General features: G+C 61.0%; 23 protein-coding genes and 1 riboswitch. Of the genes, 8 read left to right on the forward strand and 15 right to left on the reverse strand.

The genetic code is table 11. The annotated features are described in order from the left end of the window. Positions 1–99: 99 nt before the first annotated feature. A complete protein-coding gene (yccS, locus tag QRN10_RS06885) occupies positions 100–2,283 on the forward strand; it encodes a YccS family putative transporter (protein ID WP_181080692.1) in 2,184 nt (727 codons plus the stop codon). 3 nt (positions 2,284–2,286) lie between these two features. On the opposite strand, the gene QRN10_RS06890 is transcribed toward yccS, so the two are convergent. After that, positions 2,287–3,024 (reverse strand): substrate-binding periplasmic protein, encoded by a 738-nt coding sequence (locus tag QRN10_RS06890; protein ID WP_285428071.1) that lies wholly within the window; start codon positions 3,022–3,024, stop codon positions 2,287–2,289. Between the two features lie 190 nt (positions 3,025–3,214). Here QRN10_RS06890 and QRN10_RS06895 point away from each other — a divergent pair, with 190 nt between their 5' ends. Continuing rightward, positions 3,215–3,685: a GNAT family N-acetyltransferase gene (locus QRN10_RS06895; RefSeq protein ID WP_253509672.1), complete on the forward strand. Its 471-nt coding sequence runs from the start codon at positions 3,215–3,217 to the stop codon at positions 3,683–3,685. Here the strand turns inward: QRN10_RS06895 and QRN10_RS06900 are convergent. Genes QRN10_RS06900 through QRN10_RS06910 form a run of 3 tightly spaced genes read right to left on the reverse strand, consistent with a single transcriptional unit; the run spans position 3,676 to position 6,639 of the window. Then, the gene (locus QRN10_RS06900) at positions 3,676–3,972 is read right to left on the reverse strand and encodes a winged helix-turn-helix domain-containing protein (RefSeq protein WP_181080689.1); all 297 of its coding nucleotides are present in this window, start codon (positions 3,970–3,972) and stop codon (positions 3,676–3,678) included. The two genes, QRN10_RS06895 and QRN10_RS06900, sit on opposite strands and share 10 nt — an antisense overlap. A gap of 19 nt (positions 3,973–3,991) precedes the next feature. Further along, positions 3,992–4,492, reverse strand: a complete 501-nt coding sequence (locus tag QRN10_RS06905) for a M48 metallopeptidase family protein (RefSeq protein WP_181080688.1) — start codon at positions 4,490–4,492, stop codon at positions 3,992–3,994. A gap of 41 nt (positions 4,493–4,533) precedes the next feature. Beyond that, positions 4,534–6,639 (reverse strand): putative bifunctional diguanylate cyclase/phosphodiesterase, encoded by a 2,106-nt coding sequence (locus QRN10_RS06910; protein WP_181080687.1) that lies wholly within the window; start codon positions 6,637–6,639, stop codon positions 4,534–4,536. A gap of 312 nt (positions 6,640–6,951) precedes the next feature. Between QRN10_RS06910 and QRN10_RS06915 the strand changes: the two genes are divergently transcribed. Next, positions 6,952–7,617, forward strand: a complete 666-nt coding sequence (locus QRN10_RS06915; protein ID WP_181080686.1) for a polysaccharide lyase family 7 protein — start codon at positions 6,952–6,954, stop codon at positions 7,615–7,617. A 137-nt stretch (positions 7,618–7,754) separates the two neighbouring features. On the opposite strand, the gene fba is transcribed toward QRN10_RS06915, so the two are convergent. The 6 genes from fba to tkt all read right to left on the reverse strand — a co-directional run bounded on the left by fba (position 7,755) and on the right by tkt (position 14,075). Further along, on the reverse strand, positions 7,755–8,819 hold the full coding sequence (fba, locus tag QRN10_RS06920; RefSeq protein WP_003177554.1) for a class II fructose-bisphosphate aldolase: 1,065 nt from the start codon (positions 8,817–8,819) through the stop codon (positions 7,755–7,757). A 233-nt stretch (positions 8,820–9,052) separates the two neighbouring features. After that, complete coding sequence (locus QRN10_RS06925) at positions 9,053–9,385, reverse strand: MliC family protein (RefSeq protein WP_181080683.1); 333 nt, start codon at positions 9,383–9,385, stop codon at positions 9,053–9,055. A 60-nt stretch (positions 9,386–9,445) separates the two neighbouring features. After that, positions 9,446–9,673, reverse strand: a complete 228-nt coding sequence (locus QRN10_RS06930) for a hypothetical protein (protein ID WP_253509675.1) — start codon at positions 9,671–9,673, stop codon at positions 9,446–9,448. Between the two features lie 29 nt (positions 9,674–9,702). Beyond that, positions 9,703–10,866 (reverse strand): phosphoglycerate kinase, encoded by a 1,164-nt coding sequence (locus QRN10_RS06935; RefSeq protein WP_253509676.1) that lies wholly within the window; start codon positions 10,864–10,866, stop codon positions 9,703–9,705. Between the two features lie 17 nt (positions 10,867–10,883). Continuing rightward, on the reverse strand, positions 10,884–11,939 hold the full coding sequence (gene epd, locus QRN10_RS06940; protein ID WP_181080680.1) for an erythrose-4-phosphate dehydrogenase: 1,056 nt from the start codon (positions 11,937–11,939) through the stop codon (positions 10,884–10,886). 138 nt (positions 11,940–12,077) lie between these two features. Then, positions 12,078–14,075, reverse strand: coding sequence for a transketolase (gene tkt / locus QRN10_RS06945; RefSeq protein ID WP_181080679.1), 1,998 nt, complete (start codon positions 14,073–14,075; stop codon positions 12,078–12,080). A gap of 257 nt (positions 14,076–14,332) precedes the next feature. On the opposite strand from tkt, the gene QRN10_RS06950 reads away from it, so the two are divergent. From QRN10_RS06950 to QRN10_RS06965, 4 genes are all read left to right on the forward strand, one after another. After that, on the forward strand, positions 14,333–15,328 hold the full coding sequence (locus tag QRN10_RS06950; RefSeq protein ID WP_181080678.1) for an ArsR/SmtB family transcription factor: 996 nt from the start codon (positions 14,333–14,335) through the stop codon (positions 15,326–15,328). A gap of 19 nt (positions 15,329–15,347) precedes the next feature. After that, positions 15,348–16,538, forward strand: a complete 1,191-nt coding sequence (gene metK, locus QRN10_RS06955; protein ID WP_034115338.1) for a methionine adenosyltransferase — start codon at positions 15,348–15,350, stop codon at positions 16,536–16,538. A 299-nt stretch (positions 16,539–16,837) separates the two neighbouring features. Next, positions 16,838–18,499 carry an NAD-dependent DNA ligase LigB gene (ligB, locus tag QRN10_RS06960; protein WP_285428072.1) on the forward strand — a complete coding sequence of 554 codons (1,662 nt, stop codon included), beginning with the start codon at positions 16,838–16,840 and terminating at the stop codon, positions 18,497–18,499. A 67-nt stretch (positions 18,500–18,566) separates the two neighbouring features. Continuing rightward, positions 18,567–18,962 (forward strand): DUF1090 domain-containing protein, encoded by a 396-nt coding sequence (locus QRN10_RS06965; protein ID WP_181080676.1) that lies wholly within the window; start codon positions 18,567–18,569, stop codon positions 18,960–18,962. 6 nt (positions 18,963–18,968) lie between these two features. Here the strand turns inward: QRN10_RS06965 and QRN10_RS06970 are convergent, their stop codons facing one another. Continuing rightward, the gene (locus QRN10_RS06970) at positions 18,969–19,418 is read right to left on the reverse strand and encodes a c-type cytochrome (RefSeq protein WP_253509678.1); all 450 of its coding nucleotides are present in this window, start codon (positions 19,416–19,418) and stop codon (positions 18,969–18,971) included. A 128-nt stretch (positions 19,419–19,546) separates the two neighbouring features. Between QRN10_RS06970 and mltA the strand changes: the two genes are divergently transcribed. Further along, complete coding sequence (gene mltA / locus QRN10_RS06975; RefSeq protein WP_181080674.1) at positions 19,547–20,743, forward strand: murein transglycosylase A; 1,197 nt, start codon at positions 19,547–19,549, stop codon at positions 20,741–20,743. A gap of 65 nt (positions 20,744–20,808) precedes the next feature. Here the strand turns inward: mltA and QRN10_RS06980 are convergent, their stop codons facing one another. The 4 genes from QRN10_RS06980 to QRN10_RS06995 form a co-directional block, all read right to left on the reverse strand. After that, positions 20,809–21,195 carry an MAPEG family protein gene (locus QRN10_RS06980; protein ID WP_181080673.1) on the reverse strand — a complete coding sequence of 129 codons (387 nt, stop codon included), beginning with the start codon at positions 21,193–21,195 and terminating at the stop codon, positions 20,809–20,811. Between the two features lie 151 nt (positions 21,196–21,346). Next, positions 21,347–22,234 carry a formate/nitrite transporter family protein gene (locus tag QRN10_RS06985; protein ID WP_181080672.1) on the reverse strand — a complete coding sequence of 296 codons (888 nt, stop codon included), beginning with the start codon at positions 22,232–22,234 and terminating at the stop codon, positions 21,347–21,349. Positions 22,235–22,305: 71 nt separating this feature from the next. Beyond that, entirely contained in the window at positions 22,306–24,213 is a 1,908-nt protein-coding gene (locus QRN10_RS06990) for a patatin-like phospholipase family protein (protein WP_285428073.1), read from the reverse strand. Between the two features lie 102 nt (positions 24,214–24,315). After that, positions 24,316–24,720 carry an acyl-CoA thioesterase gene (locus tag QRN10_RS06995; protein ID WP_181080670.1) on the reverse strand — a complete coding sequence of 135 codons (405 nt, stop codon included), beginning with the start codon at positions 24,718–24,720 and terminating at the stop codon, positions 24,316–24,318. A gap of 184 nt (positions 24,721–24,904) precedes the next feature. Further along, positions 24,905–25,012, forward strand: a riboswitch (S-adenosyl-L-homocysteine riboswitch). The last annotated feature ends 7 nt before the right edge of the window (positions 25,013–25,019 follow it).

The raw sequence follows: 25,019 nt of genomic DNA on the forward strand, positions 1-25,019 counted from the left end.
GCCTGGGGAATAATTTGCTGTGAGATGTGATCACCACGCTTGCCGTGGCGTCCTTACTGCCTCAATTTAGCGGCATCGTCCCGGAAGACCCCAGCCTTCATGTCATCGACCTCGTTCAAGCAGTCCATGCGGCGCCTATGGGCGCTGGATAAATTCAGCTATAGCGTTCGGGTATTCATCGCCCTCACCGGCAGCATGGCGCTGTGCTGGTATCAGGATGAAATGACCCTGCTGATCCCGCTGTTCCTGGGGATTATCGCCAGCGCCCTGGCCGAGACCGACGACAGCTGGCAAGGGCGCCTCAATGCCCTGGCGGTGACGCTGGTGTGCTTCAGCATCGCCGCGCTGTCGGTGGAATTGCTGTTTCCCTACCCTTGGTTGTTCGCGATTGCCCTGGCGCTGGCGAGCTTCTGCCTGACCATGCTCGGCGCCCTTGGCGAGCGTTACGGCGCGATTGCCTCGGCGACGCTGATTCTGTCGGTCTACACCATGATCGGCGTGGACCAGCGTGGTGGCGCGGTGTCGGACTTCTGGCACGAGCCGCTGCTGCTGGTGGCCGGCGCCGCCTGGTATGGCGCGTTGTCGGTGCTGTGGCAGGTGTTGTTTTCCAACCAGCCGGTGCAACAGAGCCTGGCGCGCTTGTTCCGCGAGTTGGGGCGTTACCTCAAGCTCAAATCGTCGCTGTTCGAACCGATCCGCCAACTGGATGTAGAAGCCCGTCGCCTGGAACTGGCCCAGCAGAATGGTCGCGTAGTCGCTGCGCTGAATGCGGCGAAGGAAATCATCCTGCACCGCGTGGGCAATGGTCGCCCGGGTTCGAAGGTCAGCCGCTACCTGAAGTTGTACTTCCTGGCCCAGGACATCCACGAGCGCGCCAGCTCCTCGCACTATCCCTACAACGCGCTGGCCGAGGCGTTCTTCCACAGCGACGTGCTGTTCCGCTGCCAGCGCCTGTTACGCCAGCAAGGCAAGGCCTGCCAGGCCCTCGCCGAATCAATCCAGTTGCGCCAGCCGTTCGTCTACGATGACAGCTTCGCCGAGGCCCTGGGTGACCTGAATGCCTCCCTGGAACACCTGCGCATCCAGAGCAACCCGGCCTGGCGGGGCCTGCTGCGCTCGTTGCGCGCCCTGGCGGCCAACCTGTCGACCCTCGACCGCCTGCTCGGCGACGCCAGCAACCCTGACGCCCTGGCCGATGCCACCGACAGCAACCTGCTCGATCGCGCCCCGCGCAACCTCAAGGAAATGTGGACGCGGCTGCGTACTCAACTGACCCCGACCTCGTTGCTGTTCCGCCACGCATTGCGCCTGTCGTTGGCGCTGACCGTCGGCTACGGCACCTTGCACGCGATTCACGCGTCCCAGGGTTATTGGATCATCCTCACCACTCTGTTCGTGTGCCAGCCCAACTATGGCGCCACACGGCGCAAGCTTGGCCAACGGATCGTCGGCACCGCCATCGGCCTGACCGTGGCCTGGGCGCTGTTCGACCTGTTCCCCAGCCCGCTGGTGCAATCGATGTTCGCCATCGCCGCCGGCCTGGTGTTCTTTATCAACCGTACCACCCGCTATACCCTGGCCACCGCGGCGATCACGCTGATGGTGCTGTTCTGCTTCAACCAGGTGGGCGATGGCTACGGATTATTCCTGCCACGGCTGTTCGATACCCTGCTCGGCAGCCTGATCGCGGGCCTGGCGGTGTTCCTGTTCCTGCCGGACTGGCAGGGCCGGCGTCTGAACAAAGTGCTGGCCAACACCCTGACCTGCAACAGCATCTACCTGCGGCAGATCATGCAGCAGTACGCCGCTGGCAAGAGCGACGACCTGGCCTATCGCCTGGCCAGGCGCAACGCGCACAACGCCGATGCGGCGCTGTCCACCACCTTGGCCAACATGCTGATGGAGCCGGGGCACTTTCGCAAAGAAGCCGACGTAGGCTTTCGCTTCCTGGTGCTGTCGCACACCTTGCTCAGCTATTTGTCGGGGCTTGGCGCGCACCGTGACACGCAACTGCCCGCCGAAGTGCGTGAACACCTGATCGACGGCGCCGGCAATAGCCTGGCGGCGAGCATTGATGAAATCGCCACGGGGCTGGCGAACAAGCAGCCGATTGCGATTCAGAGCGATGCCGAGGAGGCCTTGGCGGCGGACCTGGAGCAAATGCCGGATGAGATCGACGAAGGGCAGCGCTTGGTGCAAACGCAGCTGGCGCTGATTTGTCGGCAATTGGGGCCGCTGCGCACATTGGCCGCGCATTTGATCAAGGACACTCGCGCGGCTTAGGCCTTACATGCCATGGGCCTTCATCAATCGCTCGTAACTGCCATCGGCCTTCATTCTGGCTATCTCCCGGTCAAAGCCCGCTACGATCTGTGCATGTTCGGGGTGCTTGAGGCTGACCAGAATGTGCAGGCTGTTTTCAGTCAGCGGCTTGGGCAGGAACTCTATGGCATTGCGCACCCGGGGTGATTCACGGGCCAGGTAATAGCGCGCGACATACTCGTCCTCCACCGTCAGCCGCACTCGCTGCGCCGCCAGCATGCGCACGGCCATGGCGAAGTTATGCACCGGCACTTTCTGCAGCTGCGTGTCCCCGTCGAACGCCGCGGAGTAGGCATAACCGCGCACCACCGCGATGGGTTCGTCATGCAGTTGCTTAAGCGTCTGGTAATCGATGGGGTCGTCGCGGCGCTTGATGAAGCGCACGCGGTTGAGCAGGTATTCGTTGGAGAATTCTCCCAGCTGTGTACGCGCCTCGTCGTACCAGGCATTGATCAGCACGTCATAACGCCCATCGCCTATGCCCATCAACGCACGCGCCCAGGGCACCTGTTCGAAATCACTGGCGTACCCGGCGCGGGCCAGGGCGGTGGTGACGATGTCGGTGGCCAGTCCGCCGTTGATCAGCGTGGCATCGGTAAAGGGTGGCCAGGCGTCCGCGACCAGGCGCAGACGCTGTGCAAACGCCGGTTGAGCCAGCAGCAACACTCCAATTAAAGCAACGGCACGAGACAATCGCGGCATGCTCAAAATCCTTGGCGGGCTTAGCTCAGGCAAGACCTGAGGTGTTAACAGTAGCTCAGATTACACAAAGAAACGGCTGGGGCACGCACTCAATAGTGGCTAATTGACCTCATCCTCAACAATAGACCATTTAGACAGAGCCGCCCGCCGCGCTTACTATCAAGCACAGACATTCGAGCGAGAACACACCATGACTGTTGATTGGGTCTGCAAGCACCATAATGACCTGGGCAAGGAGCAGCTTTACGCCATCCTGCGGTTGCGTAACGAAGTGTTCGTGGTTGAGCAGAAATGCGTCTACCAGGACATCGATGACCAGGACCTGAGCGGTGACACCTACCACCTGATGGGCTGGCGGGACGATAAGCTGGTGGCCTACCTGCGCCTGCTGGACCCGGAGTCCCAGGGCGGCGATGTGGTAATCGGCCGAGTGATTATCGCCCCACTGGCGCGACGCACCGGGTTAGGCCATCGGATGATGGAAGAAACCCTTAAGCAGATTGACGATATCTGGCCTGAAACCCCGATCTTTCTGTCAGCCCAGGCGCACTTACAGGGTTACTACGGGCGGTACGGGTTCGTGGTGGCGGGAGAGCAATACCTGGAGGACGACATTCCTCATATCGGCATGCGGCGCACCGGAGAAAGCCCTCAGGGATAACCCAGCACGCGCTTGATCGACGCCAGGTTGGCCTCGATCCAGCGCCGATCAATCGCGCCCCAGTTACGAATCCGATAGCACCCGGCATGGTTACGCGCGCCATCCTCCTGCTCGAACTCACACACAATATCCAGGTCGGCGAGCGCCGCTATCGTATCCTGGGCCGTGCGCCGGGGCATGCCGGTCGCGTCGGTCAGCGCCGGTACATTGCTGGCCTGGCCGCTGTCGATCAGGTAGGCGACGTAGAGGCGACGGTAGAAACTGCTTTTGGTCTTGCTCACATCCATGGTCATTGGCCTTGTGCGGTCAGGGTTTGCCCAGCAGGTCGCGATACGTGAGGTAGACCCGCAGGTCGAATTCCACCTGATGGTAGTCCGGCATCATGTATTGGCAGAGTTTATAGAACGCCTTGTTGTGGTCCGATTCCTTGAAGTGCGCCAGTTCATGCACCACGATCATGCGCAGAAATTCCGGTGCGGCCTCTTTGAACAAGGCGGCGATGCGGATTTCTTTCTTGGCCTTGAGGTTGCCGCCCTGCACCCTTGAAATCGTGGTGTGCAGGCCGAGGGCGCGGTGGGTCAGGTCCAGGCGGTTATCGAACAGGACCTTGTCGATGGCCGGCGCGTTGCGCAGGTGTTCCTGCTTCAAGGCCAGCGCGTAGGCGTACAAGGCCTTGTCGCTCTGCACCGCGTGGCGCTCGGGATAACGCTGCTCCAGATAATTGCCCAACTGGTCAGTGGCGATCATCTGACGCACTTGCTCCTGTAGTGCAACCGGGTAGGCCTGGAGGTATTTCAGCGCGGTCATGAGGGTCTGCAACAAGATTTGAAGGGCGCCAGTGTACCAATTCAACGTGCGCGGGTGCGGGACCAGTCGGCGACATCCTCGGCTATCAACGGCTGCGCCGCCCATGGCCCCTGGATAAACGTGCAGCCCTGGGCTTTGAGCCATTGGGCCTGCTCCTGGGTTTCCACACCTTCGGCCACCACCAGCACCTCGAAATGCCCGCACAACTCGATAATGCTGCGCGCCATTGCCGCGTCCCGTGCCGAGCCCGGCAGACGCGCCACCAATTTGGGGTCGAGCTTCAAGGTGTCGAATTCCAGATCACGCAGGTGCGCCAGGGAACACTGGCCGGAACCAAAGTCATCCAGGGCGATACGCACACCAATGCGGCGCAGCAACTTAAGCTGTTTGATGGCCTCCTCACGGTTACTCATCAGGCAGTCCTCCCCGATTTCCACCTCCAACTGCCGCCCTTGCAAGCCGTAGCGCTCCAGCATCTGCTGCAGTTGGTTGGCCAGGTTGGGCATATTGAACTGGCTGCTGCTCAGACTCACACTCAGCACCAGCTCCTCGTCGAAGGTGGTGTGCCAGGCCTGGCGCTGTGCGGCGACCTGCTGGTAGATCCAGATGCTCAATTGGCTGATCAGCCGCGCCTCTTCCAGCAGCGGCAGGAAAAGCCCCGGCGGCACGTCGCCGACACTAGGGTGCTGCCAACGCAACAACGCCTCGACGCCGCGCAGACGCCCGTCCTCCAACGACACCTGCGGTTGGTAGACCAGGATGAATTCTTTGTTTTCAATGGCCGTGCGCACGCTGTCTTCAAGCATCAGCCGCGAGCGAGCCCGGCCGTTCATTTCCTGGTCGAAATAGCGATATTGCTGACGCCCGGCGCGCTTGGCTTCGTACATTGCAATATCAGCGGCGCGCAGCAGACCATTCAAATCCGAGCCGCAGTCAGGAAACGTGGCGATACCAATACTCACGCCGAGCATCACATCCAAACCGTCGACCTGTTGGCAGACTGACACCCGTTCGATCAGTTTTTCCGAAATTTTCGCCGCCTGCTCAGGGAAGTCCAGCTCCAGCAATGCGGTAAATTCATCGCCGCCCATGCGTCCGACAATGTCGTAGGAACGCAGGCAACCTTGCAGTTGTTCCGATACCCAGCGCAGTACCCGGTCGCCCGCGTCATGGCCCAGGGAGTCGTTGACCCGCTTGAAGCCGTCGAGGTCCAGGTACAGCAGCACCAGGGATTGCTCGACGCGCTCGCTGCGCGACAGGGTGCTTTCCACGGCCTGGTAGAACCCACGACGGTTGAGCAGGCCGGTGAGCGGGTCGGTAACGGCCTGGAACTCCAGTTGCTGGTGCAGGTGGCGCACTTCAGACATATCCAGCACGGTCACCACCATAGCCTTCTGCTCGGACGGCAATGGGGCGCAGGACAACGCCACGGGAACCTGCTGCCCGCGACCGGTGCGCAGCATGGCGTCGTGCAGGCGCCAGGTCTGGCCGGTGCGATAACCGGCGTACATCTGCGAATCCAACCAGCTGGGCACGTGGGGCTTTTGCAAAAAGCTCAGGAACGTCTGGCCCTGCAATTCGTTGAGCGTCGCATTGAGTAAGCGCGAAATGGCCGGATTGGCGTACTGGATCACGCCTTCTTCGCCCACCACCAGGATGCCTTCGGCGGCGTTGTCGAGCACCGAGGCGTTGAACGCGCGAGCCGACTCCAAGTCATGGCTCAGGCGCTGCAAGGCACGGCGATTACGCTGGTGCTCCAGCAGTGCCTGGACCTTGGGTTTAAGAATATGCGGGTCGAACGGCTTGAACAGGTAATCGATGGCGCCACTGGCGTAGCCTTCCAGCACGGCGGCGGGCGATTGGGCGTTGGCGCTCAGAAAGATGATCGGGGTCATGCGGGTGCGCTGGCTGCCGCGCATCAGGCGGGCGACTTCAAAGCCATCCATGCCCGGCATCATCACGTCCAGCAATACCAGGTCGACATCGTGCTGCAGCAGCAACTCCAGGGCTTCCACACCGGAAGCGGCGGTTACCACGTGCCAATCCTCACGCTGCAAAAGCGCACGCATGCTGATCAGGTTTTCCGGGTAGTCGTCGACCACCAGAAGAACCGAACTGCCATCGCCGTGGTGTGGAGCGCATTCCATGCTACGTCTCTTCCTTAGATCGCTGCTCCGGTCATTTCTGAGAGAAAACCCGGACAAACACTGAGGCCTCACTCTAGCCCCGGTTCTGGAAAAGCAGAAGTAACCTCGGTGCCATCATTGCGCCAATTTTCAGGAAGCCGACTAACGGTCAGTGCCTGCAACCCACGGTTCATGGGCAACATGGCTTTTTGGCATTCATTTGGCGCCAATAAATTGCCAGCAATTGTTTAACAATCCGCTGCACAGCACCTATAAAGAACCTGACTGGCCCTGAGGGCCATAGCCTACACCCTTCTGTAAAAGGCCTACGCCATGATTGACCTCTCCACTTGGAACCTGAGCATTCCCGTCGGCTCGCCCCCCGCGACCATCGACACGCCCAAACTGCTTAGCGGCTTCAAGGACCAATACTTCCAGGCCGAAGGCAGCAACGTGCAATTCTGGACACCCGTCACCGGCACGCGCACCGAGAACGCGATCTACCCCCGCAGCGAATTGCGCGAAACCTACGCCGACGGCCGCTTGCGCAACTGGACCTACCCCGACGCCGACAATTTTCTGCGCGCCACCCTGGCCGTCAACCAGGTGCCCTCCAGCGGCAAGATCGTCATTGGCCAGATTCACGCGTATGACAGCCAGAAACCGCTGATCAAGCTCGAGTACCAATTCAAGGAAAAGACCCAGACCGGCAACATCGTCGCCAAAGTGCGCATGCGCCCGGATGAGGACGAAAGCCGCGTGATCACCGTCGCCTCCAACGTGCCGCTGGACAAGAGCTTTACCTACGTAATCAACCTCAACAAGGCCGGATTACTCAGCGTGTATGCCGCCGATGGCGAATGGAACGAACGCATCGGCGCGGCATGGGGCGCCAAACCGCTGTACTTCAAGGCCGGCGCCTATGTGCAGGACAACAGCGGGGACAGCAAGGAAGGCGCGAAGGTGACGTTCGACAAGCTGGATATTGATCATGAGTGAGCGCCGCCTCATTCACTTAGCGGGTGACGGCCACACCGAAATAGGGCGCCAGCCTCCTCCCACATTTTGACCGCATCGCACGTTCACAGCATAAAAAAGCCCGCATCGCTGCGGGCTTCTTTTGTAACGCCTGAGGCTTAGTTCACCTTAGCGTTCAACTCACCTTTCAAATAACGCTGGTACATCGCCTCCAACGAGATCGGCTTGATCTTCGATGCATTGCCGGCCGTGCCGAATGCTTCATAACGAGCGATACACACGTCACGCATGGCGGTCACGGTGGCGCCGAAGAATTTGCGTGGGTCGAATTCGCTTGGGTTGGTGGCCATCAGGCGGCGCATGGCACCGGTGGACGCCAGGCGCAGGTCGGTGTCGATGTTGACCTTACGCACGCCGTACTTGATGCCTTCGACGATTTCTTCAACCGGTACGCCGTAGGTTTCCTTGATGTCGCCGCCGTACTGGTTGATGATCGCCAGCCATTCTTGCGGTACCGAGGACGAACCGTGCATCACCAGGTGGGTGTTGGGGATGCGCTTGTGGATTTCCTTGATGCGGTCGATGGCCAGTACGTCGCCGGTCGGTGGCTTGGTGAACTTGTAGGCGCCGTGGCTGGTGCCGATGGCGATGGCCAGGGCGTCCACCTGGGTTTTCTTCACAAAGTCGGCAGCCTCTTCCGGGTCGGTCAGCATCTGGCTGTGATCCAGCACGCCCTCGGCACCGATGCCGTCTTCTTCACCGGCCATGCCGGTTTCCAGGGAACCCAGGCAGCCCAGCTCGCCTTCAACCGAAACGCCGCAGGCGTGGGCCATGGCCACGGTTTGTTGAGTGACGCGGACGTTGTATTCGTAGTCGGTCGGAGTCTTGCCGTCTTCGCCGAGAGAGCCGTCCATCATCACCGAACTGAAGCCCAGTTGAATGGAGCGCTGGCACACGTCAGGGCTGGTGCCGTGGTCCTGGTGCATGCACACCGGGATGTGTGGGAACTCTTCGATAGCGGCGAGGATCAGGTGACGCAGGAACGGGGCACCGGCGTATTTGCGCGCACCGGCCGAAGCCTGGACGATCACGGGGGAGTCGGTCTTGTCAGCGGCTTCCATGATGGCGCGCATCTGCTCGAGGTTGTTGACGTTAAAGGCTGGGACGCCATAGCCGAACTCGGCTGCGTGGTCCAGCATTTGACGCATGCTGATAAGTGCCATTGTGTTGTCTCTCCCGGTCGAGGGTCGTTAATCGTGCAAGCCTGCCGTAGCGGCGACTGCTATTCAAGTTATTGCAGGCCAGGTTTTACATGCCTGGCCTGCTGAATCGTTATTGCAAGTGTGGGAGGGGGCTTGCCCCCGATGACAGCCTGTCAGTGATGAATCTGTTGACTGATCCACCGCTATCGGGGGCAAGCCCCCTCCCACATTTGGATCTCATCAAATTTGAAATCTCATTGGGCCTTGCAGCCACGCCCGATCAAATCGTCGGTGGCGACCCAGTAAACCAAGCCTTCCTCACCTTTTGTGTGAAACGCCAACTGGTCGTTGCTGTACAGCACGCCCGAGGCGGCAACGTCCTGTTTAAGGCGGTAGACCTGGTCCGAGCCGCCGAGGCGCACATCCACCTCGCTGCGGGCCGCATTGGCAAAGCGCCAGTTGACCTCGGCCTTGCTGTCGCAGGTCCAGGTGGTCCACTTATCGGCAGGTTCTGCCTTATTGAACATGTTCATGCTGCTGCAACCCGCCAACAGAGCCAGTGCCGCCAGGGCGAAAACGCCTTTCATTGCCAATCCTCGAACGCGACCCAAGGGCCGCGACTGCTGTCGGTTAGTTGATCAGACCCGTCAAGGGCAACCCTGTTCCTGACCGTTGGGCGCGGAGTCGTATTTCTCCAGCCGCTCGTTGCCGATGCGCTTGTTGATCACCGGCATGGTTTCGGCCTGCCAGTCAGCCTGGTAGCAGCTCTGTTTCTGCTGCGCCGCAGGCTGTTCGGGCGCCGATGCCGCAGTGGGCGCGCTGCCGCACCCGCCCAACAGGCCCGCCGCGAACACCAGTGCCAATAACTTGATCATGGGAATGCTCCTTTTCCGGATCACGCGTTTCAGCCTTTGGCTCGGCTTTCCAGCACTTCCACGGCCGGCAGCACTTTACCTTCGACGAATTCGAGGAAAGCGCCACCACCGGTAGAAATGTAGGAGATCTGCTCGGCCACGCCATATTTGTCGATGGCCGCCAGGGTGTCGCCGCCGCCGGCGATGGAGAATGCCGAGCTGTCGGCGATGGCCTTGGCCAGCACTTTGGTGCCGTTGCCGAATTGGTCGAATTCGAACACGCCGACCGGGCCGTTCCACAGAATGGTCTGCGACGCTTTCAACAGTTCAGCGAAATTGGCCGCAGTCTGCGGGCCGATATCCAGGATCATGTCGTCGGCAGCCACGTCAGCGATCAGCTTGACGGTGGCTTCGGCGCTTTCGGCGAATTCCTTGGCCACCACCACATCCACCGGCAACGGCACGCTGACTTTGGCGGCGATGGCACGGGCGGTGTCGAGCAGGTCCGGCTCGTACAGCGACTTGCCCACCGGATGACCGGCGGCAGCCAGGAACGTGTTGGCAATACCGCCGCCGACGATCAGTTGGTTGCAGATCTGGCTGAGGCTGTTGAGCACGTCAAGCTTGGTCGACACCTTGGAGCCGGCGACGATGGCCGCCATCGGCTGTGCCGGCGCGCCCAGGGCCTTGCCCAGCGCGTCCAGTTCAGCAGCCAGCAGTGGGCCGGCAGCAGCGACCTTGGCGAACTTGGCCACGCCGTGGGTCGAACCTTCGGCGCGGTGAGCGGTGCCGAATGCGTCCATCACGAACACATCGCACAGGCCAGCATATTGCTGGGCCAGTTCGTCGCTGTTCTTTTTCTCGCCTTTGTTAAAGCGCACGTTTTCGAACAGCACGATGTCGCCGGCCTTCACGTCCACGCCATTCAAGTAGTCAGCCACCAGCGGCACGTCACGGCCCAGGGCCTTGCTCAGGTAGTCGGCTACCGGCTTGAGGCTGTTTTCGGCGGAGAACTCACCTTCGGTCGGGCGACCCAGGTGGGAGCAGACCATCACGGCCGCGCCTTTTTCCAGGGCCAGCTTGATGGTCGGCAGCGAGGCCAGGATTCGCGCATCGCTGGTGACAACACCGTCCTTGACGGGGACGTTGAGGTCTTCGCGAATCAGTACGCGCTTACCTTGCAGATCGAGGTCGGTCATCTTCAACACGGTCATGGGTCGCAGTTCCTGAATTACTGTTGAGGTTGTTTGGAGGCCACTTGCAGATAGTGTTCTGCAACGTCCAGCATTCGGTTGGCAAAGCCCCACTCGTTGTCGAACCAGGCCAGGATATTCACCAGCCTGGGGCCGGAAACACGGGTCTGGCTGGCATCGACAATCGCCGAATGCGGGTCATGGTTGAAATCGCAACTGGCGTGAGGCAATTCGGTGTAGGCCAGCAAGCCTTTGAGCGGGCCGCGGGTGGCGGCGTCGCGCAGGATCCGGTTGACCTCCACGGCATCGGTGTCGCTGACGGTTTGCATGGTGATGTCCAGGCAGGACACGTTCACCGTCGGCACACGTACGGCTTTGGCCTGAATTCGCCCGGCAAGTTCCGGCAACAAGCGTTCGATGCCGCGTGCCAGGCCGGTGGACACCGGAATCACCGACTGGAACGCCGAACGCGTGCGACGCAGGTCTTCGTGGTGGTAGGCGTCGATCACCGGCTGGTCGTTCATTGCCGAGTGAATCGTGGTGATCGACACGTAATCCAGGCCGATCGCCTGATCCAGCAGGCGCAACAGCGGCACGCTGCAGTTGGTGGTGCAGGAAGCGTTGGACACCAGCCGCTCATCGCCGCTCAGGCAATCCTGGTTGATGCCATAGACGATGGTGGCGTCGACATCCGCCTCGCTGGCCATCGGCTGGGAAAACAGCACACGTGGCGCGCCGGCGTCGAGAAAACGCTGGCCATCGGCACGGGTGTTATAAGCACCGGAGCATTCCAACACCAGGTCGACGCCCAGCGCCGCCCAGTCGATGCCCTCGGGGGTGGCACTGCGCAGCACTTTCACGCAGTTGCCGTTGATATGCAGACAATCGCCGTCGACCCGCACTTCGCCGGGGAATCGGCCATGGGTGGAGTCAAAGCGTGTCAGGTATTCGATGCTGGCCATGTCCGCCAGATCATTGATCGCAACGATTTCAAACCCGGCTGCCGCCCCTCGCTCGAACAGAGCACGCAAGACGCAACGACCAATGCGGCCGTAGCCGTTGAGTGCAACTTTGTAGGGACGCAGTTCGGGCATGGGGTTCTCGGTCAAGGTTAGTTCGGTGTTGAACGTTCTGACGCCATCGCGGGCAAGCCCCCTCCCACATCAGACCGCGATCCAAATGTGGAAGCGGGCTTGCCCGCGATAGCGCCAGTACAGACAACGCAGACTGGCTTAGTCTTCCAGCAGCTCCTCAGCCTGACCCAGGATGTTTTCCAGGGTGAAGCCGAACTCTTCGAACAAGGCTGGCGCCGGCGCCGACTCACCGTAGGTGGTCATGCCGATCACGCGGCCTTCCAGGCCCACGTACTTGTACCAGTAGTCGGCGTGCGCCGCTTCGATGGCGATACGCGCGCTGACCTGCAACGGCAGCACCGATTGCTTGTAGCCGGCGTCCTGGGCTTCGAACACGCTGGTGCACGGCATGGATACAACGCGCACATTGCGGCCCTGCTCAGTCAGCTTGTCGTAAGCCTGAACGGTCAGGCCCACTTCGGAACCGGTGGAGATCAGGATCAGCTCCGGCTCGCCCACGCAGTCCTTGAGCACATAACCGCCACGGCTGATGTCGGCGATCTGCGCGTCGGTACGCGCCTGGTGCTGCAGGTTCTGGCGCGAGAAGATCAGCGCCGAAGGGCCGTCCTTGCGCTCGATGGCGTGCTTCCAGGCCACGGCGGATTCCACCGCGTCGGCTGGGCGCCAGCAATCCAGGTTCGGCGTGGTACGCAGGCTGGTCAATTGCTCGACCGGCTGGTGCGTCGGACCGTCTTCGCCCAGGCCGATGGAGTCGTGGGTGTACACATGGATCACGCGCTTCTTCATCAGCGCGGCCATGCGCACGGCATTGCGCGCGTATTCCATGAACATCAGGAACGTTGCGCCGTAAGGCACCAGGCCACCGTGCAGGGACACGCCGTTCATGATGGCGCTCATGCCGAACTCGCGCACGCCGTAGTACATGTAGTTGCCGCTGGCGTCTTCGGCCGTGACACCTTTGCAGCCTTTCCACAGCGTCAGGTTGGACCCGGCCAGGTCGGCCGAACCGCCGAGGAACTCAGGCAACAGCGGGCCAAAGGCGTTCAGAGTGTTCTGGCTGGCTTTACGGCTGGCGATGGTTTCGCCCTTGGCCGCGACTTCGGCGATATAGGCCGAGGCTTTTTCCGAGAAGTCGGCAGGCAGGTCGCCGGCCAGGCGGCGAACCAGTTCGTTGGCCAGTTCCGGGAATTCGGCGGAGTAGGCAGCGAAGCGCTGGTCCCACTCGGCTTCGGTGGCCAGGCCTTTTTCCTTGGCATCCCATTCGGCGTAGATGTCGGCCGGGATTTCGAACGGGCCGTGGTTCCACTTCAACGCTTCACGGGTCAGGGCGATTTCCGCGTCACCCAATGGGGCGCCGTGGCAGTCTTCCTTGCCTTGCTTGTTCGGCGAACCGAAGCCGATGGTGGTCTTGCAGCAGATCAGGGTCGGCTGCGCGCTCTTGCGGGCGGTGTCGATGGCGGTCTTGATCTCTTCCGGGTCGTGACCGTCGACGTTGCGGATCACCTGCCAGTTGTAGGCTTCGAAACGCTTCGGGGTGTCATCGGTAAACCAGCCTTCGACTTCACCGTCGATGGAGATGCCGTTGTCATCGTAGAAGGCGATCAGCTTGCCCAGGCCCAGGGTGCCGGCCAGGGACGCAACTTCGTGGGAAATGCCTTCCATCATGCAGCCATCACCCAGGAACACATAGGTGTGGTGATCGACGATGTCGTGGCCGGGGCGGTTGAACTGCGCGCCCAGGACTTTTTCAGCCAGGGCGAAGCCCACGGCATTGGCCAGGCCCTGGCCCAGGGGACCGGTGGTGGTCTCGACGCCTGGGGTGTAGCCGAATTCCGGGTGGCCCGGGGTGCGGCTGTGCAGCTGGCGGAAGCTTTTGAGGTCGTCGATGGTGACGTCGTAGCCGGTCAGGTGCAGCAGCGAATAGATCAGCATCGAGCCGTGGCCGTTGGACAGCACGAAGCGGTCACGGTCGGCGAACGATGGGTTGCTCGGGTTGTGTTTCAGGTAGTCACGCCAAAGCACTTCGGCGATATCCGCCATGCCCATCGGGGCACCGGGATGGCCGCTGTTGGCTTTTTGCACGGCATCCATGCTGAGGGCACGAATGGCGTTGGCACGCTCACGACGGCTGGGCATCGCTGTTCTCCTGCGGATAGGGAAAGAAACGGAAAAAAGGACCGGCATTTTCCCTCAGCCACCGCCTGCGGGCAATGACAGATAGTCACTTGAAGCGGTTTTTCCTGTGGTTTGCACGGCAATCGTCTGCGCAAACCTTTCACCTGTTCGCCGAAAGGCTATAGCGACTGCTTATAACCGCCACTTATCGATCAATATCAAAACTTTTTGATATTGACCTTGCGACCGCCCTGTCCCACCACTAGACTGCTGGCCTTATGAACCTACCCGCATCCTCCCTGCGTTCCGACGATGGTGAAGAGCTGGCCGCCTTGTGCAAGGCCGCCGGCGACCCCTTGCGCCTGAACGTTTTGCGGGCATTGGCCAATGACTCCTTTGGCGTGTTGGAGCTGGCGCGGATTTTCGCCATCGGCCAGTCGGGCATGAGCCACCATTTGAAAGTGCTGTCCCAGGCCGACCTGGTGGCCACTCGCCGCGAAGGTAATGCGATTTTCTACCGCCGCGCCCTGCCCCACACCGACCTGCTCGGCGGCAAGCTGCACGCGGCCCTGTTGGATGAAGTGGATAACCTGAGCCTGCCCAACGACGTACAGGCACGTATCGGCCAGGTGCATGGACAACGTGCTGCGGCCAGCCAGGACTTTTTCGCACGGGTCGCCGAGAAGTTTCGCGCCCAGCAGGATTTGATCGCCGGCTTGCCGCAATACCGCGACAGCGTGCTGGCGTTGTTGGACAAGCTGAGCTTCAGTGAAGAGGCCACGGCGCTGGAAGTCGGCCCCGGCGACGGCGGTTTTCTGCCGGAACTGGCGCGCCGCTTCCAGCAGGTCACGGCATTGGACAACAGCCCGGCAATGCTGGAACTGGCGCGCCAGCTCTGCGAGCGCGAGGCCTTGAGCAACGTCGATCTGCAATTGGCCGATGCCTTGAACGACACCCGCCTGCGAGCCGACTGCGTGGTGCTGAATATGGTCCTGCATCATTTCGCCGCGCCCGCCGAGGCCCTCAAGCAAATGGCCGGGTTACTGCACCCCGGCGGTAGCCTGCTGGTGACGGATTTATGCAGCCACAACCAGAATTGGGCCAGGGAGGCCTGCGGTGATCTCTGGTTGGGTTTTGAACAGGACGATCTGGCCCGTTGGGCCACCGCTGCGGGACTCGTTCCCGGGGAAAGCCTCTATGTAGGTTTACGTAATGGTTTCCAGATTCAGGTCCGCCACTTTCAGCGACCGGCTGGCGACACTCACCATCGGTAAATATCAGGAAAACATCGAGATGAGCGAATACTCCCTTTTCACCTCCGAGTCCGTGTCTGAAGGGCATCCGGACAAAATCGCCGACCAGATTTCTGACGCGGTGCTGGACGCCATCATCGCTGAAGACAAGTTCGCCCGCGTGGCGTGCGAGACCCTGGTGAAGACCGGTGTAGCGATCATCGCCGGCGAAGTGACCACCTCGGCCTGGGTCGACCTGGAACAACTGGTCCGCGACGTGATCACCGACATCGGCTACAACAGCTCCGACGTTGGCTTCGACGGCGCGACCTGCGGCGTGATGAACATCATTGGCAAGCAATCGCCCGATATCAACCAGGGTGTCGACCGCGCCAAGCCGGAAGACCAGGGCGCCGGCGATCAGGGCTTGATGTTCGGCTACGCCAGCAACGAGACCGACGTGCTGATGCCGGCTCCGATCACCTTCTCCCACCAGTTGGTCAAGCGCCAGGCCGAAGCCCGTAAATCCGGCCTGCTGCCGTGGCTGCGCCCGGACGCCAAGTCCCAGGTAACCTGCCGTTACGAAGGCGGCAAAGTCGTCGGCATCGACGCGGTGGTGCTGTCGACTCAGCACAACCCGGATGTGTCCTACGCCGATCTGCGCGAAGGCGTGATGGAACTGATCGTCAAACACGTGTTGCCGGCCGAACTGCTGAGCAAGGACACCCAGTTCCACATCAACCCGACCGGCCAGTTCATCATCGGTGGCCCGGTGGGCGACTGCGGCCTGACCGGTCGCAAGATCATTGTCGACAGCTACGGCGGCATGGCCCGTCACGGCGGTGGCGCGTTCTCCGGCAAAGATCCGTCCAAGGTGGACCGTTCGGCCGCCTACGCCGGTCGTTATGTGGCCAAGAACATCGTGGCCGCCGGCCTGGCCGAGCGTTGCGAGATCCAGGTTTCCTACGCTATCGGCGTGGCTCAGCCTACGTCGATCTCGCTGAACACCTTCGGCACCGGCAAGATCAGCGATGACAAGATCGTCAAGCTGGTACGCGAAGTCTTCGACCTGCGTCCCTACGCGATCACGACCATGCTCGACCTGCTGCACCCGATGTACCAGGAAACCGCAGCCTACGGCCACTTCGGTCGTACGCCTGAGCAGAAGACCGTGGGTGACGACACTTTCACCACCTTCACCTGGGAAAAAACCGACCGCGCCAACGACCTGCGTACCGCCGCCGGCCTGTAAGCGAAGCGATGTGCAAAAAGCCCCGCCAGGTTCGCCCTGCGGGGCTTTTTATTGCACCCACGGCCAACGCTTAAAGCGCCGTCGGAGGCGCTACACCAGTTGAAACACTTTGACTGAATCCACCGTCAAAGCCGACATCGGGCAGCAAAACCAGGCCGCCAGTAATCAGGCAATGCGGTTCCACGGTGGTCTGTTCGGCAAACAGCAACACCCGGTAAAAAGCCCCGCATGGCCGGGACTTTTTTGTCCGCAAACGGATCATTTAGGCTGGGCGCCCTTTTCGAGCAAGGATGCTCCTGATGCGTTTACTGGTTGCTCTATTCATCGTTGCGCTGCCCTTCCGGGTGGCAGCGGAAACATGCCCGCAAGAAGCCCGTCAACAAGCGGATGCCCTGGCCGAACAAGTGCGAAGGTGGGACGACAGTTACCACCGCCTCGGCCAATCGCCGGTCAGCGACGAACTCTATGACCAAGCCCGTCAGCGTCTGGCTGATTGGCGCCAGTGTTTCCCTGCGCCTGCTGCGGCCGACGACCAGCCCCTGGCCAGCTCACGAGGCACCTTGCGCCATCCCGTCGCCCATACCGGCCTGGAAAAACTACTGGATGACCAGGCCGTTGGGGCTTGGCTGGCCACGCGTCAGGATGTGTGGGTCCAACCCAAGGTGGATGGCGTCGCGGTGACGCTGGTGTACCGCAAGGGCCGCCTGCGGCAGGTAATCAGCCGTGGCGACGGTGTGCTTGGCCAGGATTGGTCGACGTCTGCAGGTAAAATCCCCAGCATTGTCCAGCAATTGCCCGACCCCATCGATCTGGTGTTGCAAGGCGAACTGTACTGGCGTCTCGACGACCATGTGCAATCGGCACAGGGCGGGCTCAATGCTCGCGGCAAAGTGGCCGGGCTGATGAATCGCCGCCAATTGAGCGACGCCGATGCCGCCGGTATCGGCCTGTTCGTATGGGCCTGGCCCGACAGTACGGCCACGTTCAGCGAGCGCCTGGCCACACTGGCGCGCTGGGGCTTCACCGACAGTCAGCGCTACAGTCACCCCATCCAAAGCCTCGACGAAGCCGCCCATTGGCGTACCTACTGGTACAACCATTCTCTGCCCTTCGCCAGCGATGGCGTGGTGTTGCACCAGGCTTTACGTGCACCCGCCGAGCGTTGGCAGGCCAGTGCGCCCTACTGGGCGGTGGCCTGGAAATATCCGGCCACCAGGGCCCTGGCGCTGGTGCGCAAGGTTCGGTTCAAGATCGGCCGCACCGGGCGGATCACGCCGATCCTGGAGCTGGAGCCGGTGCGACTGGACGACCGGCAGATCAGCCGCGTGAGCGCCGGCTCCTTGAAGCGCTGGCAAACCTTGGATATTCGCCCCGGCGATCAGGTGTCCATCACCCTCGCGGGCCAGGTCATTCCACGGCTGGACCAGGTCGTCCTGCGCAACCCCACCCGAGTCGAGCTGCCCGTCCCCGACCCTCGGAATTTTCATGCCTTGAGCTGCTGGCAGCTCGACCCTGGCTGCGAAGAGCAATTGCTCGCCCGCCTCACCTGGCTCAGCAGCAACCAGGGCCTGGCTTTGCCACATATGGGGCGAGAGACCTGGAACGTATTGATCCAGGCCGGTCTAATCGCAGGCTTTCTCGATTGGTTAACCCTGGATGCGGCGCAGCTTGCTAACATTGATGGCTTTGGCGAGCAAAGCCGCGCGCGGGTACTCGACAGTCTCCACCGCGCCCGGCAGCGGCCTTTCGCACACTGGCTCAAGGCCTTGGGCGTGCCGCCTGTGGCGCGTAACAACCTCAAGGGTGACTGGCATACGCTGGTCGCCCGCGACACCCAAGCCTGGATGGCCGAAGATGGCATCGGCCCGGGGCGTGCGGCGCAATTGAGCGCTTTTTTTCACGACCCACAGGTAAAGGCCTTGGCTGAAACATTGCGTATGGCCGGGATAGACGGGTTCTGAACCCGGCCCGCCACCGTTTTAACAGTTGGCAGAATTCACCCTGCCCCATGCGACCCTGGAGTTCACGATGAAATTTTTAGCCCCTGTTGCCTTATTGACCGTCGCAAGCCTGATGACCATGCCGTTGCTGGCGGCCGAAGACGCCGAGCCCCTCACCGGCTGCGCCGCCAAGCGCCAAGCCATCAGCACTCAGATTGAACAGGCCAAGGCCCACGGTAACAGCGAACAGCAAGCCGGCCTTGAAAAAGCCCTGAGCGAAGTCACCGCCAACTGCAACGACGCATCGCTCAAGAGGGAACGTGAAAACAAGGTGCTCGACGCCAAGCATGAAGTCAGCCGCCGCCAGGCCGATCTCGATAAAGCCATGAAAAAAGGCGACCCGGACAAGATCAACAAACGTAAGGACAAGCTCGCCGAGTCGCGCAAGGAATTGCAGGACGCCGTGGAAGAACTCGATCAGTAAGACCGGTCAATGGTCCCGAAACTGTTTATGGCAGGCGCTGCAGGCATCTTCGACTTTCTGCACGGCAGGCCCCAGGTTGCTGGCTTTGTAAGGCAGGACCTGGCTGGCGATCACCAGTTCGCCGGTGGCCGCTTCCAGGTCGCGCGCCAATTGCTGAAACTGCGCCTGTTTTTGCCATACGTCGTCCTTGGCACTGGTGTGGTCTTCTTCCCGCACGCTTGGAAAGTGCTGCCACGGTTGATGGGCCAATGCATCGAGTCGGGTCGCGCCTTCGGCGAACTTCGCGCCGTCGAACGGTATACGCCCACGCAACATGCCGCCCAGGTCTTCGCCGGTCTTGAGCATCTGCTTGAAGATCGCCTTGCGCAGCCCCAGGGGCGAATTGGGATCCACCCCGCCACAGGCGGACAGAGTGAGGCAGGCCAGCAATACAACGGTCAGTCTTTTAAAAGTCATGATGGCTTCGAGGTCACGGGAAACGGCGGCCAGTATCCTCGCCCCGTCCCTAAAGACCAATAGCCCTATTAATAATAAGGTTGCCCGGCGCCACTACGGCGCGGGCAATCAGTTCAGGAATTGCTTGGATGACTATCACGTTGAAACCCTGGAGCCGCCGCCTGGCGTGGGCTCTCCCCCTCGTCGCGCTGCTGGCCGGCTGCGACGCCGGCAAGGACACGGGTAAAGAAGCAGCCAAGGACGAAACCGTCAAACCCCACGCCGTCGCCACCTATGTGAGCGCACCGTGGGAAGCGTTGCCGGCGGTGTCCGACAGCGATTTACTGGCCGGCTTCGAAGCCTGGCGCAGCGCCTGCCAGCGCCTCAAGGCCGACCCGGTCTGGGGCACGACCTGCGCGGCAGCGGCGACGGTGCCGGGCGACGCAGCGGCCGTGCGGGGGTTTCTCAAGGAGCGCCTGGACGTGTTCGGCTTGCGCTCGGCCGACAATACCCCTGATGGCTTGATCACCGGCTACTACGAGCCCGTCTACCCAGGCAGCCTGACCCAGACCGCCGCCGCCCACGTCCCGGTGTACGGCGTACCGGATGACCTGATCATCGTCAATCTGGAAAGCATTTACCCTGAACTCAAGGGCAAGCGCCTGCGCGGACGCCTGGAGGGCCGCGTACTCAAGCCTTATGACGATGCCAGTGTGATCAACGGCCAAGGCTCCACCGCCAAGCCGATCGCCTGGCTCACCGACCCGATGGACCTGCAATTCCTGCAGATCCAGGGTTCGGGCCGTATTCAACTCAAGGGTGGGCGCCAACTGCGTGTCGGTTACGGCGACCAGAACGGCTACCCCTATCGTCCTATCGGCCGCTGGCTGGTGGAGCAAGGCGAACTGAAGAAGGAAGAGGTCAGCATGGGCGCCATCAGCGCCTGGGCCAAGGCCCACCCGCAACGCATTCCGCAACTGCTGGCGAGCAACCCCAGCTACGTATTTTTCAGCGCCCGCCCCGACAGCAACGAAGGCCCGCGCGGCTCACTGAATGTGCCGCTGACTGCCGGCTACAGCGTGGCGGTGGATCGCAAGGTGATTCCGTTGGGCAGCCTGTTATGGCTGGCGACCACCAGGCCGGATGGCTCGCCCATTACCCGCCCGGTCGCCGCCCAGGACACCGGAGGCGCCATTACCGGTGAAGTCCGTGCCGATTTGTTCTGGGGCACGGGCCAAGCGGCGGGTGAGTTGGCGGGGAATATGAAACAGCAAGGCCAGATCTGGATGCTCTGGCCCAAGGGCGCTGCGCTGCCACAGGTCCCGGATGCGCCTGTCGGGTCCTGATCGAGGCTGAAAAACCCAGTGCGGGAGGGGCGAGCCTCTCCCCGCATTGGAATCTGCGCCACGTCTCAGATCGAGACGAAGAAGAAACTCGCGATCAACGCCATCCCCACCGCCCATACCAGCGAGCGCAGGATCGCCCAGTCCGCCAGGTAGCAGATGATGTACAACAGGCGACTGGTGATAAACAGCACCGCCAGCACGTTGATGGTCACCAGTTCGGCCGTCCCGGCCAGGTGGGCAATAATCACCGCTGCCGCAAACGCCGGGGTAACTTCAAAACCATTGAGCTGCGCGCTGTGGGCACGCTTGGCTACACCATCCAGGCCGTCCAGGAACGCCCGAGGGTCATGGTTATGGCGCAACCCGAACTTGCCGCCGCTGAACTTGGCCACCCCCGTGCACAGGTAAGGCAGAAAAATGGCGATCAACACACACCAGAAAGCGACTGTCATGACTTAATTCCTTTTGTCGTTTTTTATGCTGCGATGAAAGTTCTAGCACCACAAACTTAAAACCGCACCTACCCGCTCTGAGCCGTGGCACATCGAAAGGTTCTATCGCGCACTTATCTGGGACCGTGCAACCTCACGCCACGACTCAGGCTCACTGCCCCTTGTCGATGCGCTGCGGATGCCTTGGATCTGCAGCCTTCTTGTCCGGCAGACTGCTTTCGCTGCGAATCTGCGCATGGCTGATCAGGGCAAAAATGAAGCTGCCGCCGATGATGTTACCGGCCAGGGTCGGTCCGGCGAACACCAGCCAGAAGTCATGCCACGACAATTCGCCGGCAAACACCAGGTACGAGACTTCCGCCGAGCCCACCACGATATGGGTGAAATCGCCCAGCGCCATCAGGTAGGTGATCAAGATGATGATCCACATCTTGGCGCTTTCCATGGAAGGAATCATCCACACCATGGTGGCGATCATCCAGCCTGAGATGATGCCCTTGGCGAACATCTGCCCCGCGTCGTTTTCCATGATCTTGCGCCCGATCTCCAGGAAGGCGTGGTCGGTCTTGGTGTCGAAGATCGGCAGGTGCAGCATCACGTAGGCCACCAGCAAGGTGCCGCACAGGTTACCCACCAGCACCACCGACCACAGCCTAAGCAGGCGACCGGCGTTGGCCAGCGTCGGCTTGCTCATCACCGGCAGCACGGCCGTAAGGGTGTTTTCCGTAAACAGTTGCTGGCGCGCCAGGATCACCGCCAGGAAGCCCGCGCAGTAGCCGAAGCTGGCGATCACCTTGAACGCTTCACCGTCGGGCAGCCGCGAATTGAGCAGCCCCATGGCCATCAGTGAAAGGCCCATGGTCAGGCCGGCGGCCAGCGCCGACCACCATAACGCAGCGACGCTGCGCTCCAGCTCCTGATCGCCTTGGGTGCGGATGATCTCGTGCAGTACCGCCGCGCGGGGCGGTTGATTGTCGTCGACGTCCTGCTGCTCTTCCTGCGACAAGTTGGGGGTTTTGCCGTCTGCGTGTGTGGCCATGATTTACCAGAGTCCAAGGGATGCCTGTAGCTACGACATGCCGCGACAGTGGCTGTTCAGTGGCCAGACAACTAAACCGGTACACGCCAGGCTTTGGCCATCTCAACCGTTGTGGCGCTGCCCGGTTTCGCCCAAGGTTTGTTGCGCGCCTTGTAATTGCCAATGATGCCGTCGAGCACTTGGTTGAACTCGGCCGGCGTGGTTGCCTTGGCTACTTCGCGGGCCGCTTGCTGCAACAGGTCGACATTACTGTCTGGCTGGCCCAGGCGGTATTGCGAGGGATAAATGACTTCTCGGGTGAAGCGCTCGGCCTTCACCGCGATATCGCGCTTGCCCATTTCAATAACCGCCGCTCTCATGACCTTGGACAGAGGTGCGTCATCCCATCCGCCCTTGGCACACACTTGCAAAAGCTGCTGAAAATTGCGCTGCCCCGACACGTTAAGGCGCCGTGACAACCATTCAACACGCTCCGGACGACAGGCAAGTGCATCCAGGTTGCGCAGAGCGCAGGCCAATTTCGATGTAAGCGTCAGGGTGTTGCTCGATTGATTGGCCTCGCAAATCGCACTGTCCAGTTGCTGCAGCGCCTGCTGCGCCTCCTTGCGAAAACGCATGATATCCGTGGCCGCAGGCTCGTTCTTGAGCGAGTCTTGCACGCTGGCCAGCATTTCATCATCCATCGCTAGCACCGCCTGTTCCAATGTGGCGAAGTGATGATGCTCACGGACCGTAGCGTGCTTTTCGAGGTGGGCCGCCACCGCTTTGTACGCCTGGGCCTGCAAGTGGTCTTTCTGTCCAGGCGTCATGGTGAAATTGACAGTACCGTGCATGCCGCGAAAGTCACCTTCGGCGGTGTTCATGGGTAATGTCACCGTCTGATCGGCAAGTGCAATGAGTCGATCATTTTGATACGCGTCGGCAGCCGTATGTGAGGTTCCACTGAAGGTATCGACCAGATGACTGAAAAATCCGCCGGTCCTCGTTGGCTCCGACGGTTGTTCGGATTCAAATTGAACAATCAGCGACTTGTCCTTGCTCAGAGGGGATTCTGGAAACGAACGCTCAATCACATCCGGTGCCGGAACGTTGACCAGCAGTCCGCCGTCCTGAAAAGCGCTGACGTCAGTGGCCGCCTGGAACGCATGCCCCTGCTCAAGCGGGCTCTTGAACAGCACAGGCAATGCCCCTGAGATATGTGCGGCGCGGGCGATACCCATGTCCGGCGTCAGATCGGCATTGAACACCACCAATTGAGGGCGGCCGTCGAACATGCCGGTGCCGGTGATGTTGAGTTGCTTGATAGCAGGAATATGGCGACTCAACGTGGCGAGGTCGGCAAACGTAGGGCCGCTTCCGGCGCTCAGCCGCTCGGCAATCTTCATCACTTCGGCAGGCCGGGTAGACCTGGGCGTGTCGGCAATATGGGTGAGAATCGATTGGCGCGCCTGGTCGCGCATCATCGCTTCCAATGCAGGCGCCTCAGTCTGCAGACGCGGCATCAGCGTCATGAACAACTGCAAAATGCCACCGCCCGGCAAGTGGCGGATAACGTTGCCAAGAGTCGAACTGGCGCTTTGCAACCACGCCGTTACGGGGTCCGGACTGTTAAGCAGACTCGGCATGTCAATACGGTCCAGCAGGTCGTCGAATGCGTCGCCCCCCATGCCACTGGCAATCAGCACACCGGAAATCGCCCCGGCTGAAGAGCCGGAAACCAGCCTGATATCTTCCAGCTTCCCGGCCTCCTCAAGTGCCCGCATCATGCCGGAAAAGGCAATGCCTTTGGCGCCGCCGCCGCTGAGTACGAGATGCTCAGGTGCTGCGGGCGATAAAAACACATCCACCCGACCACCGGCATCGCGATAGAGATCCAATTTGCGCGGACCTGCCCCCACGATTAACGGCGCATGGGCATGCCGATCGATGTTTGCGGGCAATGTTGGTTGATGCTGAACGAGCGGGCTGGACACTTTCATATACGGACTCCTTTCACTTCAGTTGTCATCCTGAGTGAGCAGAACGCCGCAAAAAAGTCCATCCGGAATAATTCAGTAACTTAACTGACGCCCGCCAAGGCGTTACTCAGCAAGCGTGTCGTCCTTGAACTGGTCCTTCACGTATTTAATCTCGGTGCGCCCGTGCGGCGCCGGCAACCCATCTTCGCCAAGGTTGACGAACACCATTTTTTCCACGGTAAGGATGCTTTTGCGGGTGATCTTGTTGCGCACTTCGCACGTCAGGCTAATGGAGGTGCGGCCGAATTCAGTGGCGGTAATGCCCAGCTCGATGATATCGCCCTGGCGCGAGGCGCTGACGAAGTTGATTTCGGAGATGTACTTGGTGACCACCCGCTGATTGCCCAGTTGAACAATCGCGTAGATCGCCGCTTCTTCATCGATCCAGCGCAACAGGCTGCCGCCGAACAACGTGCCGTTGGGGTTGAGGTCTTCGGGTTTTACCCATTTGCGGGTGTGGAAGTTCATGGGGGGCGGACTCCGAGGTGTTTGAGAGACGCCAGCTTCAAGTTTTAAGCGACAAGCTGCAAGTTAAAAGCCGATTCGCTCTTACTTGCCGCTTGCAGCTTGCAGCTTGTCGCTTGCCACCAACCAACCAAAGAAAGCTATAATCGCCCCCGATTCAGAACGGCTACTGCCGTTTTCCCGCCACCTGTCCGAGGGGCGCTGCAGCAGGGTTCAACCTGTCAGGCTCGGATGGGGCGTTGTCCGGCCTGGTTGCCCTGGCCTGATACTAAACGCACAACGGCGCCCATTCGCACACTACG

Origin of the sequence: Pseudomonas sp. lyk4-R2A-8 (assembly GCF_030209095.1) — a bacterium.
GTDB classification, from domain to species: Bacteria; Pseudomonadota; Gammaproteobacteria; order Pseudomonadales; family Pseudomonadaceae; genus Aquipseudomonas; species Aquipseudomonas quebecensis.

What these genes read in the sequence shown, in the direction of transcription:
- yccS (WP_181080692.1), top strand. Translation starts at nt 100, where the DNA reads ATGTCATCGACCTCGTTCAAGCAGTCCATGCGGCGCCTATGGGCGCTG.
- QRN10_RS06890 (WP_285428071.1), bottom strand. Translation starts at nt 3,024, where the DNA reads ATGCCGCGATTGTCTCGTGCCGTTGCTTTAATTGGAGTGTTGCTGCTG.
- QRN10_RS06895 (WP_253509672.1), top strand. Translation starts at nt 3,215, where the DNA reads ATGACTGTTGATTGGGTCTGCAAGCACCATAATGACCTGGGCAAGGAG.
- QRN10_RS06900 (WP_181080689.1), bottom strand. Translation starts at nt 3,972, where the DNA reads ATGGATGTGAGCAAGACCAAAAGCAGTTTCTACCGTCGCCTCTACGTC.
- QRN10_RS06905 (WP_181080688.1), bottom strand. Translation starts at nt 4,492, where the DNA reads ATGACCGCGCTGAAATACCTCCAGGCCTACCCGGTTGCACTACAGGAG.
- QRN10_RS06910 (WP_181080687.1), bottom strand. Translation starts at nt 6,639, where the DNA reads ATGGAATGCGCTCCACACCACGGCGATGGCAGTTCGGTTCTTCTGGTG.
- QRN10_RS06915 (WP_181080686.1), top strand. Translation starts at nt 6,952, where the DNA reads ATGATTGACCTCTCCACTTGGAACCTGAGCATTCCCGTCGGCTCGCCC.
- fba (WP_003177554.1), bottom strand. Translation starts at nt 8,819, where the DNA reads ATGGCACTTATCAGCATGCGTCAAATGCTGGACCACGCAGCCGAGTTC.
- QRN10_RS06925 (WP_181080683.1), bottom strand. Translation starts at nt 9,385, where the DNA reads ATGAAAGGCGTTTTCGCCCTGGCGGCACTGGCTCTGTTGGCGGGTTGC.
- QRN10_RS06930 (WP_253509675.1), bottom strand. Translation starts at nt 9,673, where the DNA reads ATGATCAAGTTATTGGCACTGGTGTTCGCGGCGGGCCTGTTGGGCGGG.
- QRN10_RS06935 (WP_253509676.1), bottom strand. Translation starts at nt 10,866, where the DNA reads ATGACCGTGTTGAAGATGACCGACCTCGATCTGCAAGGTAAGCGCGTA.
- epd (WP_181080680.1), bottom strand. Translation starts at nt 11,939, where the DNA reads ATGCCCGAACTGCGTCCCTACAAAGTTGCACTCAACGGCTACGGCCGC.
- tkt (WP_181080679.1), bottom strand. Translation starts at nt 14,075, where the DNA reads ATGCCCAGCCGTCGTGAGCGTGCCAACGCCATTCGTGCCCTCAGCATG.
- QRN10_RS06950 (WP_181080678.1), top strand. Translation starts at nt 14,333, where the DNA reads ATGAACCTACCCGCATCCTCCCTGCGTTCCGACGATGGTGAAGAGCTG.
- metK (WP_034115338.1), top strand. Translation starts at nt 15,348, where the DNA reads ATGAGCGAATACTCCCTTTTCACCTCCGAGTCCGTGTCTGAAGGGCAT.
- ligB (WP_285428072.1), top strand. Translation starts at nt 16,838, where the DNA reads ATGCGTTTACTGGTTGCTCTATTCATCGTTGCGCTGCCCTTCCGGGTG.
- QRN10_RS06965 (WP_181080676.1), top strand. Translation starts at nt 18,567, where the DNA reads ATGAAATTTTTAGCCCCTGTTGCCTTATTGACCGTCGCAAGCCTGATG.
- QRN10_RS06970 (WP_253509678.1), bottom strand. Translation starts at nt 19,418, where the DNA reads ATGACTTTTAAAAGACTGACCGTTGTATTGCTGGCCTGCCTCACTCTG.
- mltA (WP_181080674.1), top strand. Translation starts at nt 19,547, where the DNA reads ATGACTATCACGTTGAAACCCTGGAGCCGCCGCCTGGCGTGGGCTCTC.
- QRN10_RS06980 (WP_181080673.1), bottom strand. Translation starts at nt 21,195, where the DNA reads ATGACAGTCGCTTTCTGGTGTGTGTTGATCGCCATTTTTCTGCCTTAC.
- QRN10_RS06985 (WP_181080672.1), bottom strand. Translation starts at nt 22,234, where the DNA reads ATGGCCACACACGCAGACGGCAAAACCCCCAACTTGTCGCAGGAAGAG.
- QRN10_RS06990 (WP_285428073.1), bottom strand. Translation starts at nt 24,213, where the DNA reads ATGAAAGTGTCCAGCCCGCTCGTTCAGCATCAACCAACATTGCCCGCA.
- QRN10_RS06995 (WP_181080670.1), bottom strand. Translation starts at nt 24,720, where the DNA reads ATGAACTTCCACACCCGCAAATGGGTAAAACCCGAAGACCTCAACCCC.